Below are 15,991 nucleotides of genomic sequence, written 5' to 3'. Positions count from 1 at the left end.
ATATAGAAAGTATATCAAAAATATATTCACAACTAAATATTAATGATGAGAATGAAAAGATTATTTCCAATCATGGCCTTTGCCTCAATGTCTGTAATAGGAATGGCACAAGGACAGCTGAAGTCAGGAATAAACCTGGCAAATCTCAACCAGACAGTCAATCCGTCGGAAGATTTCTTTGAATTTGCATGTGGAGGATGGATGAAAAACAACCCTCTGCCTGCAGCATATTCACGTTACGGCACTTTCGACCAGCTTGGAGAGGGAAACAACAAAAGGATAAATTCCATACTGAGCGAACTGAAAACCAAGACATACACCAAAGGCTCCACAGAACAGAAACTAAGCGACCTTTATAAACTCGCCATGGACTCTGTAAAAAGAAATAATGACGGAGTAAAACCACTCATGGGAATAATAAACAGGATGGAAAAGGCAAAGACGGTGAAGGCTCTGTTTGACATCCAGCTTGAACTGACCCCACAGGGCGACAACGAATTTATCGGAACTTATATCGGTTCAGATGACAAAAACGCCTCGCAAAACATTCTCAACATAGTGCAAAGCGGTATTACCCTCGGGCAAAAAGACTATTATCTTGACAACGATTCTGCCACAACAGCCATACGTGAGGCATACAGGAAACATATCGTCAGAATGTTCCAGATGTTCGGATTCGGCAAAAAAGCCTCGGAGCAGAAAATGAACAATATAATGAAACTTGAGACAGAATTGGCAAAAGTATCAAAATCAAGAACTGAACTGCGTGATCCCGAAGCCAATTATCACAAGATGACGATAAAGGATTTTGAGACAAAATATCCTCATATCCAGCTTACAAAAATCGCATTGGCCAATGGCATCAAACCGGCACATATACAGGAAATAGTTGTCGGGCAACCTGAGTTTGTAGCCGGTGCAGACAAAATTATAGCCAACATCACTGCCGCAGAATACCGCGACTATATGGAATGGGGACAGATAATGAGTGCAGCAGGATATCTGAGTGACGACATCGTTGAGGCAAACTTCGACTTCTTCGGCAAAACGATGTCTGGCCGCAAGCAGAACCATCCGCTGTGGAAACGTGCCACAAGCCAGGTGGAAAGCCAGATGGGACAGGCTCTCGGCAAGATTTACGTGGAAAAGTATTTCCCCGCATCATCAAAAGAGCGCATGAAGAAACTTGTGAGGAATCTTCAAATCGCATTAGGCGAACGCATAAAGGCACAAGACTGGATGGGCGATGCCACAAAAAAGAACGCTCTCGAGAAACTGAACTCATTCTATGTGAAAATCGGATATCCCGACAAGTGGACAGACATGACAGAACTGAATATCGACCCGTCAAAGTCATATTATGAGAATATTGTGGCATGCCGCAAATTCTGGAACAAATGGACTGTTGATAACAAATCGGGCAAACCGGTCGACCGTGAAGAATGGTACATGAATCCACAGACAGTAAACGCATATTACAATCCGACGACAAATGAAATCTGCTTCCCTGCAGGCATCCTTCAGATTCCATTCTTCGACCCGCAAGCCGACGACGCTTTCAACTATGGTGCGATAGGAGTGGTCATCGGACACGAAATGACACACGGATTCGACGATCAGGGACGCCACTACGACAAAAACGGAAACATGCACGACTGGTGGACAGAGGAAGACGGAAATAAATTCAACAAAAGAGCCGACCTATACGCAGACTTCTTCTCAAACATCAATGTACTGCCCGACCTGAAGGCAAACGGACGCTTCACACTCGGTGAGAACCTTGCCGACCACGGAGGCCTGCAAGTTGCTTACCATGCACTGAAAAACGCGACAAAGGATGCTCCTCTGGGAGTTATCGACGGCTTCACTCCCGAACAGCGTTTCTTCCTTGCCTATTCAGGAGTATGGGCAGCAAACATCACAGAGGAAGAGATACGCAACCGCACAAAGAGCGACCCGCACTCCCTCGGACGCTGGCGCGTGAACGGTGCCCTGCCACACATAGATATGTGGTATGACGCATTCAACGTGAAAGATACAGACAAGATGTTCATTCCAAAATCCCAGCGTCTCGAACTGTGGTAATAACAGTGTGCCACATCCAATGACAATGTGGAAACCATAGAGTGCCCCATGAAAGTTCCGTATGACTTTCATGGGGCACTCTGCGTTTTTTTGAGAACATATCGTTTACTGGAAAAGCCTGCCTTTCTCAACACAGCGATTCCCACATATAGAAACAGACTATTTGCAACAGTCCATGAGACATGTAAGCATACCCGACAATTATCAACACACGTTATGTAAGCCGACGCATTCACTGCATCCACAAAAAATTATGATAATTGTTTGCATATCTCACGGATTTTGACTTATTTTGTATATAAGTTGGGTGTCTGATTATTTGTATTCAAAAGACATTCCACTAATAATCAACAACATACACAACTTACACACAACAGAATTAAATTCATCAACAGGTAACAGACAATGCCCTTAAGACTACCAGACAAACTGCCTGCAATTGAGCAGTTGAAAAAAGAGAATATATTTGTGATGGACAACTCACGTGCCACCACACAGGATATACGCCCGTTAAGAATTGTTATTCTCAACCTGATGCCACTGAAAATAACAACAGAGACCGACCTTATAAGACTTTTGTCAAACACTCCGCTACAGATGGACATCAGTTTTATGAAACTGAAAAGCCACACTCCGAAAAACACTCCCATTGAACACATGATGATGTTCTACCGTGATTTTGAAGACATGTCTGATGAGAAGTTCGACGGAATGATTGTTACCGGAGCACCCGTTGAACTCTATGAATATGAAAAAGTGGGATACTGGGATGAAATAAAGAAAATTTTCACCTGGGCAAGAACTCATGTGACCTCCACATTATATATATGCTGGGCTGCCCAAGCTGCATTGTACTGCCATTACGGCATACCCAAATACCCTCTCAAGAAGAAGATGTTCGGCATATTCAGCCAATATACATTAAACACCCATCTGCCTATATTCCGCGGATTCGACGACATTTTCCAAATGCCCCACAGCCGACATACGGAAATTCACCGTGACGACATAGAAAAGGTTCCTGAACTCACACTGATAGCCGAATCATCCGAAAGCGGAGTAAGCATGGTGATGGCACGCAACGGGCGTGAGTTCTATATAACAGGTCATCTGGAATACGCTCCCAACACACTCGACATTGAATACAGGCGCGACTGCGGAATACGCAACGATGTAGACATGCCGAAGAACTACTACATAGACAACAACCCGGAAAAACCTCCTCTCGTAACATGGCGCGCACACGCAAACCTGCTTTACAGCAACTGGATAAACTATTACGTCTATCAGGAAACACCGTATGACATCAGCACAATCAGATGACATATCCTGAATAATTAGTATTCCTCAAGACTGATATAAAAACCAGCCTTGCCACACAAACAAAGACAACCATAAAAAATACGAAAGTGAAAGAGCTTGAACTTCTGGCACCGGCCAAAAACAAGGAATGCGGAAAAGCCGCAATAGACCACGGGGCCGATGCGGTATACATAGGTGCGCACCGCTTCGGCGCAAGGGCTGCTGCGGGAAATTCCATTGACGACATCAGAGAACTGTGTGAATATGCGCACATGTTCAAGGCAAAAGTCTATGTCACGGTAAACACCATTATATATGACAATGAACTTGAAGCCACCAGACAAATGCTTGCCGGACTTGAGGAAGCCGGTGTAGATGCCGTTCTCGTGCAAGACATGGCCGTTGCAGCCATGCTCAAAGGCTCACGTATGGCACTTCACGCAAGCACGCAGACAGACAACAGATCTGCGGAAAAGGTTGCCTGGCTGCAAAGTCTCGGATTCAAACGTGTAGTACTTGCACGCGAACTGTCGGCAAACGAAATTTATGAAATACACAAGGCCGTACCTGACGTAGAGCTTGAAGTGTTCGTACACGGTGCACTGTGTGTAAGCTACAGCGGCCTGTGCTATGCCTCGCAATACTGTTTCAACCGCTCTGCCAACAGGGGTGAGTGCGCTCAATTCTGCAGACTCAGTTTCAATCTTGAAGACAGCAAGGGCAATATACTTGAACACGACCGCCACCTTTTGTCGCTCAGAGACATGAACCGTATAAACAATCTCGAGCAACTTGTGGAAGCCGGTGCCGTATCGTTCAAGATTGAAGGACGTCTCAAAGACATCGGATATGTGAAAAACGTGACTGCGGCATACAGCCAGCAGCTCGACTCCATAATCAGCCGTAATCCTGAAAAATACCGCCGCGCATCGCTCGGCAGATGCAACTATTCGTTCAACCCCGACCTTAGAAAGACATTCAACCGCGGATTCACAAATTACTTCATAAACGGACGCAAGCCCGACATTGCCTCCTGGGACACACCTAAAGCCATAGGAGAGTATGTCGGCACAGTCAAAGAAATAAGGGGCGGGACATTCACCGTGGCCGGAACAAAATATTTTGCCAACGGTGACGGTCTCTGTTTCATAAACGACAGCCATACCCTTGAAGGATTCCGCATAAACAAGGTGGAAAACAACAGGCTGCACCCGTTAAAGATGCCTTCAAACCTACGGCGTGGCACAGCTCTTTACAGAAACAACGACCGGGAGTTCGAACGCATACTGTCAAAACAAAGTTCGGTACGTAAAATAGAAGTGCAAATGAAACTGTATGAAACAGAAAACGGTATCGCCCTCACCATGACCATTCCCGGCATACACACGGTAACGGTGCACGAACAACTTGAACACCAAACAGCCATGCGCCAGCAAAACGAAAATATATCACGCCAGCTCCAGAAACTCGGAGGAAGCATATTCGAGTGCCGGAACATTGACATTCAAGAAGATTTCAATCTTTTCGTGCCAGGCAGCATTCTTTCTTCCCTAAGAAGAAAAGCAACAGCTGCAATGGAAGAATTATGCGCCGGCAAGGAAAAACGTCAGGGTTCCGTTTCAGAAAAATCAGCCGCAATCGTACCGGCCATAAAAAAGACCTGCAACACCGGACATTCTGCATTTCCCGGATACGGGCGAAACACCTACATGCACAACATATCCAACACAATGGCACAAAGATTCTATGCCGGCATCGGACTTGACTCGCCACAACCGGCATTTGAAAAAAGACAGACAGACAAGGCATGCCTCATGCAATGCCGCTACTGCATAAGACATACAATGGGATACTGCATGAAAAACGGAGGCAAGAAGCCCTATTGGGAAGAACCGCTTTATCTCGTGTCGGCAGACAAAAGGAGATTCAAACTGGAATTTGACTGCGCGAAATGCCAGATGAACATAATTGCAGAGAAATAAAACATAATAATGATGACAGACATGATACGGACATTCCTTAATACATGCATAAAGGATATGAATCTTCTACGCATACATGCAGTTTACCTTGTTGTTCTGACACTCACATCATGCTATAACCAGGCAAGCGACACTCCTGATGCATGGAATCTCACAGACCAACAGATAGACTCGATATCATTCTCTACCACTCATCATTATTCCCAAAACTACAACTTCATAGTAAAAGGCGACTCAATAGTATTGATCTGTCAAAGACCTAACGAAACGGCATACGACTCTATCACCATATATCACAACAACCGCATAGTCGTGGCAGATATCCTTACCCTTCCTGAAGACACCACAGACTCGGTATGGGTGAAAGTGGCACGCGACCAGACGACACAGGGATGGGTACATGAGAAAGAACTTTTGAAGAATGTCGAGCCAGACGATCCCATATCACAGTTCATCAGCACATTCTCCGATGTGCATCTGCTCATATTTCTCGCACTCCTGGTAATCACATGTGCCATATACGGGCTTGTGAAACTGTCAAAACGCAATGCCCATATCGTGCATTTCAACGACATCGACTCTTTCTACCCCACCCTTCTTGCACTGAACATTGCATTTTCCGCCACTCTCTACGCCTCAATCCAGATGTTCGGAGCTGATTCATGGAGACATTTCTACTATCATCCGTCGCTCAATCCGTTCACACTTCCTCCGCATCTCGGCCTGTTTATCACCTCTGTATGGTCTATGATAATAATCCTCATTGCCGTAATAGATGAGCTGCGGCGCATACTTACATTCGGTGACGCCATCCTATATCTGTCAGGCCTTGCCGCCACATGCGCAGTAAACTATGTGGTGTTCAGCATCACCACCTTATATTATATCGGCTATATTCTGTTTATTGCCTACTGCATATTTGCAATACACCGCTATCTCCACAACTCACATTCCACATATCTCTGCGGTAGATGCGGAGCAAAACTCATGAGAAAAGGAAAATGCCCGCAATGTGGGACGATAAACGAATAATATAAACAGATACAATACGCTTTCATGAGGAAAAATCCATATAAATAAGGATTGCATGTTCAGAATTATTGCAATACCTTTGCATCATGAAAACAAAACGCCACTTAAAAAAGAAACTTTTCATATCAGGAATTCTCCTTCTACCTAAAGTTGCCGGTATTGCTGTTGCAAGTGAGTCATTATCCATAACCAACACCTCAACGACACTGACAAGAAAGGAAATAAACTCACGCATAGACACATCAAGAGTGATAGACCTCGACGAGGTGACGGTAGTATCACAACCAAAGGAGCACGTACGACTCCGACGTCAGGCACTGAGCAGCAATGTCTTTACAGACAACGAACTGCAAAGCCTCCAGCTGAAAGACATCAGCCGCCTGTCGTCCCTCACTCCGTCATTCATCGTACCCGCATACGGCTCACGGCTCACATCGTCAATATATGTAAGAGGCATCGGCTCGCGATCCGGAGAGCCTGCCGCAGGAGTTTATTTCGACAATATCCCCCTTATAAACAAAGGGTCATACAACCGGCACTTCTATCAGCTTGACCGTGTCGATCTGTTGCGCGGCCCACAAGGAACCCTCTACGGCATCAACAGCGAAGGCGGACTCATACGAATGTTCTCAAAAGACCCCATGAAGCATCAGGGGACATACGTTTCCTGCGGCATCGGGACCGGACTATACAGCAATGCGGAAATAGCACAATACCACCGTCCATCAGACAACTTTGCTTTTTCGGCCGCAGCTTTCTATACCGGACAAAAAGGATTTTTCAACAATATCAACACAGGAGGAAATGCAGACCTGAGCAATGAGGCCGGAGGACGTATGAGATTCATGATAAACAACGGCAACCGTCTGTCTATGGATATCATGACAGAATATCAGTATACAAACCAGAATGCCTTTGCCTACGGAGAATACAATAATGCCACCGGACATTTCTCCAACCCGTCAACCACAATAATGAGCGGATATAAAAGACAGTTGGTGACATCCGGACTACACCTGTCATACCGTGCCCCAAGATTCATTGCCAGCTCAACCACCAGCTACCAGTATCTCAACGACATGATGCAGATGGACCAGGATTATATGCCGGCAGACTATATGCGACTTATACAGATGCAGAAATCAAGTGCCGTCACGCAGGAATTCACAATACGCGGCAACGGAGAGAATAAATGGATGCCTGTATCCGGCATATTCCTCAGCCATCAATGGCTGCGCACCGACGGTCCGGTGTATTTCGGCGACGACATGAACGCTATGATAAAACGCAGCATGCTCGGGGGACTCACAAACAATCCCGGCATACCTCAAAACGTGAAGGACATGCTCGCCGGAATGACCATCACCGACAACAACGTACCCGGAGTATTCCACACGCCACAACTCAATATCGGAATTTATCATGAGTCAAACCTCAATCTCAACAGACGCCTTAAGGCTACACTCGGCATAAGATACGACTTCCAGCGCATAAGCATCAGCTACGACACTCGCTCGCAGTTTCTTCTTAACATGAAAATGACCATGCCCGGTGGAAACACCGTGCCTTTGAACCGCAGATACACATCATCACTCAACGGCTCCGCGGAAAAGAATTACAGCCAGCTTCTGCCTAAATTCTCTTTACTTTACAGCACGGACAATTCCGGAAGCAATGTATACGTGACCATAAGCAAGGGATTCCGGGCAGGAGGATACAACCTGCAGATGTTTTCCGATATATTCAGAACCGAACAAGGCAGCCTCGGGGCCGGCCTCATGCAGATGGCGGGAGGCGACATGAACGTGGAACATACCCCGGAAGACTATTCCAACATAAACAATACCATAACATATAAGCCGGAAGAAAGCTGGAACCATGAAATAGGTACGCACCTGAACATTCTCGGTAACAAACTCCATGCCGACATTGCAATATTCCATACACAGATACGCAATCAGCAACTTTCGGTAATGGCCGGGAAATACGGCTATGGAAGAATGATGATCAATGCCGGACGAAGCCGAAGCTACGGAATGGAAATGTCATTGCGCGGAAGTGCCGCCGACGGACATATAAAATACGGAGCCACATACAGTTGCACAAACTCTACTTTCCGCAAATATACAGACGGTGAGAACAACTATAAAGGCAAACGGGTCCCGTTCATTCCGCAACATACATTCAGCCTCAACGCAGACTACTGCTTAAATATCGAAGGCAGCAAACTTATTAAATCAGTGACCGCCGGTGCAGACGTCAACGGAAACGGCAGGACATACTGGGACACAGAAAACAATTTCAGCCAAAACTTCTATGCCATAGCCGGTGTACACGTGATTCTGGATTTCGGCAAACTGAAAGCCAATATATGGGGACGTAACATCACTGACACACGCTATAACACATTCCTCATCAACAATTCCGCCGACGGCACGTCCCGCTCCTTTGCCCAACAGGGCAATCCTCTTCAGATTGGAACTGACATAAGCATAAAACTATAAAAAACAGACATGGTTATGAGCTGCATCATATTTTCATCAGCATGCTCATAACCATATCGCTCACAAACAGTCCTTTCCGGGTAAGCACGAGCCTGTTGCCGTCAACACGCAGATATCCGCTTACTCTGATGAATCCGCGTGCATTATCCATACAATACTTGACCCATTCTTCTCCAAACTCCTTTCTCATCCTTTCAATGTCAATACCTTCAGGAGTACGCAACGACAACATCACAAAATCATTATAGCGGCTCTCCTTGGAAAGATTCTCAATCTCCATGGGAACAAGACCTTCACTTATACTTCTTATATATGCCTCAACGTCATCAACATTCCATTGACGGCTTATACCGTTATAAGAATGGGCCGACGCACCGATACCCATATACGGAGTTGCATTCCAATAACTGCTGTTATGCTGTGAACGGTAGCCCTTACGGGCAAAATTACTTATCTCATAATGCTCATATCCCGCATCATACAGTCTGTCCATAAGAGTTTCATACATCTTCAGGCTCAGCTCATCATCAGCCTCACTCACCTTACCCTGCATCAACATGTCGTAAAGAGGCGTGTCTTCTTCCATCATAAGGCTATAGGCCGAAATATGCTCAACGTCAAGACTGAGAGCCATATCGATATCACACTGCCACTCATCAAGAGTCTCATCAGGAAAACCGTACATCAAGTCTATACTGATATTTCCTATACCGGCCTTACGCAGACGCTCCACGGCCAATGCCACATCGCCAGCAGAATGCCTCCTCCCGAGAAACCTGAGACGACTGTCGGAAAAAGTCTGTGCTCCCATACTGACCCTGTTCACCGGCAAACAGCTTATCATATCGGCATATTCCTGAGTTACGTCATCCGGATTGCATTCCATCGTTACCTCTACGGCCTTACTGCAATCTATCGAGCCGAAAAGCCGTGAAAGCATATTCCCGTCAAGCAGGCTTGGCGTACCGCCACCTATATATACAGTACGCCACGGCTCATAATCAAAGCTGCCGTATACAACCGCTCCCTCTTCAAAATACCCTCTGCGCAGTTCCAGCTCACAACACAGGGCGTCCACATAATCGCTGCATAAATCTCTTTGAACGGTCGAATAAAAACCGCAATATATACAGCGGCTTTTACAAAACGGTATATGTATATATAATCCTGCCATTGTTTGAATTTTAATGCAAAAATACTAATATTGTTTAACAATTATGTATTTTAAAGGATAAAATCGTTTCCGTATCAACAAAAATATATAACTTTATGGCCGTTACACAACCTAAGTATTAACAAAAACCTATTAACGATATGAAAGTATATCAGACAAACGAAATCAAGAACATTGCATTGCTTGGCAGTGCGGGTAGCGGCAAGACAACCCTTGCCGAGTCAATGTTATATGAAGCAGGCATAATAAAACGCCGTGGAACGATAGAAGCGAAAAACACAGTAAGCGACTATTTCCCTGTCGAACAGGAATACGGCTATTCCGTATTCTCCACTGTTTTCCATACCGAATGGAACAATAAAAAACTAAACATTATAGACTGTCCCGGTTCTGACGACTTCGTAGGCGGAGCCATAACGGCACTCAACGTTACCGACCAGGCCGTCATACTCATCAACGGACAATACGGACCTGAAGTCGGAACACAAAACAACTTCAGATATACGGAGAAACTAAAAAAACCCGTTATCTTCCTCATCAATCAGCTTGACAGCGACAAATGCGATTTCGATTCCATCATATCTTCAATGAAGGAAATATACGGTCCGAAATGCGTACAGATACAATATCCGATATCAACAGGTGCCGGATTCAATTCCCTCATCGACGTTCTTCTGATGAAGAAATATTCATGGAAGCCGGAAGGCGGAGCCCCAATCATCGAAGATATCCCTGCAGAAGAAATGGATAAGGCGCTCGAGCTACACAAGGCATTGGTTGAAGCCGCCGCCGAGAACGATGAGAGCCTGATGGAGAAATTCTTTGAGGAAGAGGCGCTTACAGAAGACGAGATGCGCGAAGGCATACGCAAAGGACTCGTGACACGCTCTATATTCCCTGTTTTCTGCGTATGCGCCGGCAAGGACATGGGTGTGCGCCGCCTTATGGAATTCCTTGGCAATGTCGTGCCTTTCGTAAGCGAAATGCCCAAAATACACGACACACGCGGTGAAGAAATATCTGCAGACTCAAACGGTCCCACATCATTATACTTCTTCAAGACCGGTATGGAGCCGCACATCGGTGAAGTATCATACTTCAAGGTGATGAGCGGTACAATAAAGGCCGGAACAGACCTCTCAAATGCAGACCGTGGCTCAAAAGAGCGTATGTCACAGCTATTCGCATGTGCCGGTGCAAACCGTATACCGGTAGACGAGCTGCATGCAGGCGACATCGGATGTACCGTTAAACTCAAAGACGTGAAAACAGGAAATACCCTCAACGGCAAGGACTGCGAATACAGATTCGACTTCATTAAATATCCTAACTCCAAATACTCACGCTCTGTCAAAGCTGTGAACGAACAGGAAACGGAAAAACTTATGGCCGCACTGACAAAGATGCGCCAGGAAGATCCGACATGGGTTGTCGAGCAGAGTAAGGAACTGAGACAGACTATCGTACACGGACAAGGAGAGTTCCACCTTCGCACCCTGAAATGGCGTTTGGAAAACAATGAGAAGATACAAATCACATACGGAGAACCAAAGATTCCATACCGTGAGACTTTGACAAAAGCCGCACGTGCTGATTACCGTCACAAGAAGCAAAGCGGTGGCGCCGGCCAGTTCGGTGAAGTTCATCTCATTGTTGAACCATACGCAGAGGGAATGCCGGATCCGACAATGTTCAAGTTCGGAGGGCAGGAATACCGTGTAACCATGAAGGGCAAGGAAGAGATAAATCTTGAATGGGGAGGCAAGCTTGTATTCATCAACTCTGTTGTAGGAGGAGCCATAGACGCACGTTTCATGCCGGCAATACTAAAGGGCATAATGGAGCGCATGGAGCGTGGTCCGCTCACAGGAAGCTATGCACGCGATGTACGTGTTATCGTCTACGATGGAAAGATGCATCCGGTTGACTCAAACGAACTTTCATTCATGCTTGCGGCACGTAACGCATTCGCCGCAGCCTTTAAAGAGGCCGGTCCAAAGATTCTCGAACCTATTTACGACCTCGAGGTGTTTGTTCCGGACAGCCTGATGGGCGATGTGATGAGCGACCTTCAGGGACGCCGCGCAATGATTATGGGTATGGACAGCGAGGCCGGCTATCAGAAACTACAGGCTAAGATTCCATTGAAGGAACTTTCCAACTACAGCATAACCTTAAGCTCCATCACCGGAGGACGCGCATCATTCACAACTAAGTTCGCAAGCTATGAGCTTGTGCCGAACGACATACAGCAACAGCTTGTGAAAGAACATGAGGCCGAAGAAGATTAAATCTTTATATTAAAAACATTAACCGTAAAAAGAAAGCCTTTAGGAAACAATTTCCGTAAAGGCTTTCTTCATTTTACACTATGAAAAAAAATAATTTTCTTTTTACTGCCGGTAGCAAAAACTAAAGCAGTAGTAATTTTAAAACCATACTCATACTCTTTCATCAGTTTCTTTGCAATAGCACCTTCTGCCGATACCGCCTTCACAAGATATACACCTACCAGCAATCTGTCGAAGCCTTCGGCTTTTATACGTTCTACTTGTTCTGGTGTTAAATCAACTTTAGTATGTTCTTGAACACAATACCAACATGATAGATTACATCTGAATGTAGGTAAAATCATTAATCTGTAGTAATGTGGCCACAGCATGATACGATATTGTTCCATAACCATTTTGTATTCATCTGTATCCTTGTCACAAACAAACCCATACTCTTTCATTTTTGTAATAAAAGTAGGATATTTCTCAACAAATAGACTTGGCTCACTGATAATCGTTTTGAATTTTTCTGCATTTTGTTCAGACACGACAAACAGACTTTTTCTTATACTGTTAAAGAAGATAACCTTATGCTCATATGGCACATAATAATTGTAATTACTTTCTTTCATGTTTGTATATTCTAATATTATAATCAGTTTTTCTTCGGTTGCTTGTTAAAACGGTAAGCTACATGCAGCATGATATAGCGTGGTGTTACGTTGTACCATGTTTCCACTCTCGCTTGCGCATTCAGAGTGCGGCGGATGTTGGATAGCTGGCCAAGGATGTCAAAGCCGTCAAGCATACATACCAACGAGCCTTTTATGAATGTGCGTGTCAGACGCGCGTTCCATACAAAATCATCTGTGTTCATGTTTGAGTCGTTGTAACCACGGCGGCTGTACATGGTAATATCTGTGCTTATCTGGAACTTGTAAGGCAATTGTGCACTAAATGCCAAACCATAATCAAAATCCCGGGCTTTAATTGTTGTAAAATCCTCTATATCACTATATGAGTTACGCAAATGTATATTGCCGACAGCATTAATCGTGAATTTGTCAGTTGGCCTATAGTTTAATTTCAATGTGCCATTGTAGTATGCGGTTTTTACCACACTGCGAACCGTTCCATTGGTCTTCTCAGTTCCTATTCGGTCAACACTATTGTCATACCCCATTGAGTTGTTGTTTTCCAATGTTATTTTCTTAGCCTTGTCTAATGGCATGGAAAAAGAGCCACCGATACCGGCATCCCAGTTCCCGTTTATTGTTCCCGGACTTACCGTTCTTACACCTGTTGTGCGGTCATAAATGCTCTCCATGGTCAACGTATTCTGCTTTACCGTAACCCCTGCATTCAGGTTATACATACATTGTTTTTGCAGATTACTACGGTAATTTACGAGCAGGTCGTGCTTCAGTTCGTTCTTAAGCGGCTTTCCGCTCTGTACGATGTGCAACGGATTACTATTATCTGTACGTCTGACAAGATGCAGCATTGCCGGAGCAGACATATTGAGTGAATATTCCATATTGAACTCGTAATGTGTAGACCTGTTGACACTGGCTTTCTGAAAGGTAATGCGCGGTGTGAACATTGTTGTGTTTCTGCAGAAAGTTGTATCTGTGGCAATCTGGGTGTAGTGCATCCTATTATGCTCAATCCTAACTGGCAGTTGGATGTTGAGCCCTATTTCCGTACTATCATTCACCCGACTGGCATATTTAATCTTAACTGTGGCTCTTGAATGTAGTTCGTAAGCTGATAATGTGTGGAATTGTCCCTGTCCAAAGCATTTTCCAAATCCTCTACAGAGGGCAAGGCACCTAATTCGCTACCCGACTCATATCCCCAGCCTAGTATTGTGTGGAGTAAGTAAAGTGAGCGGTTTGTAGTGCGTGAATTCTGTGTAAGGGTTTATAAGGGCACTAACCTGATATTGTTCTTTCCGGTCTTTTCCTGCAAACGTATATAGTCTTCTACCTTTATTGTGACTTCATGACCGTGGTTTTCGTTTTGATTATACCTGTTGCGGTAGTCTGTTGTTTCTGTACTCAAAGTCTGCAACGTATAATGGTCAAACGCTTTGTTTCTTGCATCGTCAAAAGCTACATTTGCCCATAAATAAAGGTAGTTGTTATCCATGTGCTTGAACGACACGACCTGATCCATCTTTAAACCTGCATTCCAATTGCGTCCCTCACCTTTGGTATTGTTCAAAACCCTGTTAATAGAATATTTACGGAGCATTGCGCCCAGGGCTGGCGAGGCTATGCTATCCATCCACGCCTTACCATAAGCACCGAACATGTCTTCACTCAACAAAGCTGTAGCATTATTATATGCATTATTATATTTATGATAATTGAAAGTCGGCGCAAAAGATGTCCTATAGCCCCAATTCTTTTTCCATTCAAACCTGTGGCTGGTCGCCAGGTTTGTGCTGTAGCTTTTTCCCATACGGAATCCTTTGCTGTAAGTATTACCTCCTGTAAGAAAGTTCTCGGTTGTAGTTGTGGTTTCCTGTTCGTTCTTCTGATGATTGAATGTAACGTCACCACTGGCGACATATCGTCCTGCGGCATCTTCTATATTGTAGTCCATTCCTGCCGACTGCCTCGTAGATAAGCTGCGAGGCTGCATCAAAGGCGACCAATTACCGTTGTTTCCTGGCTTACGGTTATCACTCAGGTTGTTCGTGTTGGCGAATACCGACAGGCGCGAATTGGGAGTATAACGCATGGCAAACAAACGACCTAAATAACGGCTCTCAGAGCCATGGCCAGCCTCGACATTGGCTATATACCCATCCTGGTATTTACGTTTCAGGCCGATGTCCATCGCGTAATTCTTGTTGGTTAGCGTGTCGCCCAACATCCGTTGCAAATCTGTCGGCTTCTCGTATACCTTCACTTTATCTACCATGAAATAAGGAAGATTGTCAAGAATCAGTTTGCGATCTTTGTTGAAGAAGTCCTTGCCATTCAACAGCAATTCGTCCACCTTACGTCCGTTGACCGAAATCTGTCCGTTTTCGTCCATGTTGACTCCTGGCAACTGGCGGATTAAATCTTCAAGCATACTTCCTTCGGGGATATTGAAGGCGTCTGCATTATATACTATAGTGTCATTCTTCAGGAAAAATTTCACTTTAGTTGCTTTTACTACAACTTCATTTAGTGTATGCTCGTATGCCAAATCATCACTTTGCTGTTTGGGCTGCTTTCTCTGCATAGCTGTGGCTGACAGAATCATGTACTTCTGATGCTTGTAAAACCGCTTCACCTCGAAGTTGCTGTAAGCATCTTCATATTCCGGATGAGTACAACACAGGATATATTGACCCAGCGAGTCCAGCTCGAACACGAAGCCTCCTTCGCGTTGATTTACATTAAATGTTTTCTCCACCGTTCCTATCACGGTACTGTCCTTAGTTAGCAGTTCTACTTTTGCATCGACAATAGGTCTTTTTGTAAACACATTCACTACATGTGATATAATAGTAACCCTATCACTTTGTGCAAAAAGATTTACCGTAATTCTGGAAGACTTTTATAACCTCTTTATTTATAAGAGATTTGAAAGGAAGAATAAAATTGAGGTAACGAGTTGGCAACCGTGTCTGTTTCTGCG

Annotated in this window: 10 protein-coding genes; 6 read left to right on the top strand and 4 right to left on the bottom strand. The window is 44.8% G+C overall.

From position 1 onward, the window contains the following. The first annotated feature begins 45 nt into the window (after window positions 1-45). The 5 genes from HPS56_RS12560 (at window position 46) to HPS56_RS12540 (ending at window position 8,905) form a co-directional block, all read left to right on the top strand. A complete protein-coding gene (locus tag HPS56_RS12560) occupies window positions 46-2,085 on the top strand; it encodes a M13 family metallopeptidase (protein ID WP_172277307.1) in 2,040 nt (679 codons plus the stop codon). A gap of 405 nt (window positions 2,086-2,490) precedes the next feature. After that, the gene (metA, locus tag HPS56_RS12555; RefSeq protein ID WP_172277289.1) at window positions 2,491-3,408 is read left to right on the top strand and encodes a homoserine O-acetyltransferase MetA; all 918 of its coding nucleotides are present in this window, start codon (window positions 2,491-2,493) and stop codon (window positions 3,406-3,408) included. Window positions 3,409-3,494: 86 nt separating this feature from the next. Next, a complete protein-coding gene (locus tag HPS56_RS12550; RefSeq protein ID WP_172277286.1) occupies window positions 3,495-5,369 on the top strand; it encodes a peptidase U32 family protein in 1,875 nt (624 codons plus the stop codon). A 57-nt stretch (window positions 5,370-5,426) separates the two neighbouring features. After that, the gene (locus HPS56_RS12545; protein WP_172277304.1) at window positions 5,427-6,401 is read left to right on the top strand and encodes a zinc ribbon domain-containing protein; all 975 of its coding nucleotides are present in this window, start codon (window positions 5,427-5,429) and stop codon (window positions 6,399-6,401) included. 86 nt (window positions 6,402-6,487) lie between these two features. Beyond that, on the top strand, window positions 6,488-8,905 hold the full coding sequence (locus HPS56_RS12540) for a TonB-dependent receptor (RefSeq protein ID WP_172277283.1): 2,418 nt from the start codon (window positions 6,488-6,490) through the stop codon (window positions 8,903-8,905). 25 nt (window positions 8,906-8,930) lie between these two features. Here the strand turns inward: HPS56_RS12540 and hemW are convergent, their stop codons facing one another. Then, on the bottom strand, window positions 8,931-10,079 hold the full coding sequence (gene hemW / locus HPS56_RS12535) for a radical SAM family heme chaperone HemW (RefSeq protein ID WP_172277280.1): 1,149 nt from the start codon (window positions 10,077-10,079) through the stop codon (window positions 8,931-8,933). A 140-nt stretch (window positions 10,080-10,219) separates the two neighbouring features. On the opposite strand from hemW, the gene fusA2 reads away from it, so the two are divergent. Further along, the gene (gene fusA2 / locus HPS56_RS12530) at window positions 10,220-12,370 is read left to right on the top strand and encodes an elongation factor G2 (RefSeq protein ID WP_172277276.1); all 2,151 of its coding nucleotides are present in this window, start codon (window positions 10,220-10,222) and stop codon (window positions 12,368-12,370) included. Window positions 12,371-12,438: 68 nt separating this feature from the next. Here the strand turns inward: fusA2 and HPS56_RS12525 are convergent, their stop codons facing one another. The 3 genes from HPS56_RS12525 to HPS56_RS12515 form a co-directional block, all read right to left on the bottom strand. Beyond that, window positions 12,439-12,984 (bottom strand): hypothetical protein, encoded by a 546-nt coding sequence (locus HPS56_RS12525; RefSeq protein WP_172277273.1) that lies wholly within the window; start codon window positions 12,982-12,984, stop codon window positions 12,439-12,441. A 23-nt stretch (window positions 12,985-13,007) separates the two neighbouring features. Beyond that, window positions 13,008-14,069, bottom strand: a complete 1,062-nt coding sequence (locus HPS56_RS12520) for an outer membrane beta-barrel protein (protein WP_172277271.1) — start codon at window positions 14,067-14,069, stop codon at window positions 13,008-13,010. Window positions 14,070-14,275: 206 nt separating this feature from the next. Further along, window positions 14,276-15,838, bottom strand: a complete 1,563-nt coding sequence (locus HPS56_RS12515; protein ID WP_172277268.1) for a TonB-dependent receptor — start codon at window positions 15,836-15,838, stop codon at window positions 14,276-14,278. Window positions 15,839-15,991: the final 153 nt, after the last annotated feature.

The organism is Xylanibacter muris (assembly GCF_013166605.1).
Classification (GTDB): domain Bacteria; phylum Bacteroidota; class Bacteroidia; order Bacteroidales; family Bacteroidaceae; genus Prevotella; species Prevotella muris.
Note: the sequence above shows the minus strand (reverse complement) of the source record. Positions and strands in the feature narration are given on the sequence as shown.

What these genes read in the sequence shown, in the direction of transcription:
- metA (WP_172277289.1), top strand. Translation starts at nt 2,491, where the DNA reads ATGCCCTTAAGACTACCAGACAAACTGCCTGCAATTGAGCAGTTGAAA.
- HPS56_RS12525 (WP_172277273.1), bottom strand. Translation starts at nt 12,984, where the DNA reads ATGAAAGAAAGTAATTACAATTATTATGTGCCATATGAGCATAAGGTT.
- HPS56_RS12545 (WP_172277304.1), top strand. Translation starts at nt 5,427, where the DNA reads ATGAATCTTCTACGCATACATGCAGTTTACCTTGTTGTTCTGACACTC.
- fusA2 (WP_172277276.1), top strand. Translation starts at nt 10,220, where the DNA reads ATGAAAGTATATCAGACAAACGAAATCAAGAACATTGCATTGCTTGGC.
- HPS56_RS12560 (WP_172277307.1), top strand. Translation starts at nt 46, where the DNA reads ATGAGAATGAAAAGATTATTTCCAATCATGGCCTTTGCCTCAATGTCT.
- hemW (WP_172277280.1), bottom strand. Translation starts at nt 10,079, where the DNA reads ATGGCAGGATTATATATACATATACCGTTTTGTAAAAGCCGCTGTATA.
- HPS56_RS12540 (WP_172277283.1), top strand. Translation starts at nt 6,488, where the DNA reads ATGAAAACAAAACGCCACTTAAAAAAGAAACTTTTCATATCAGGAATT.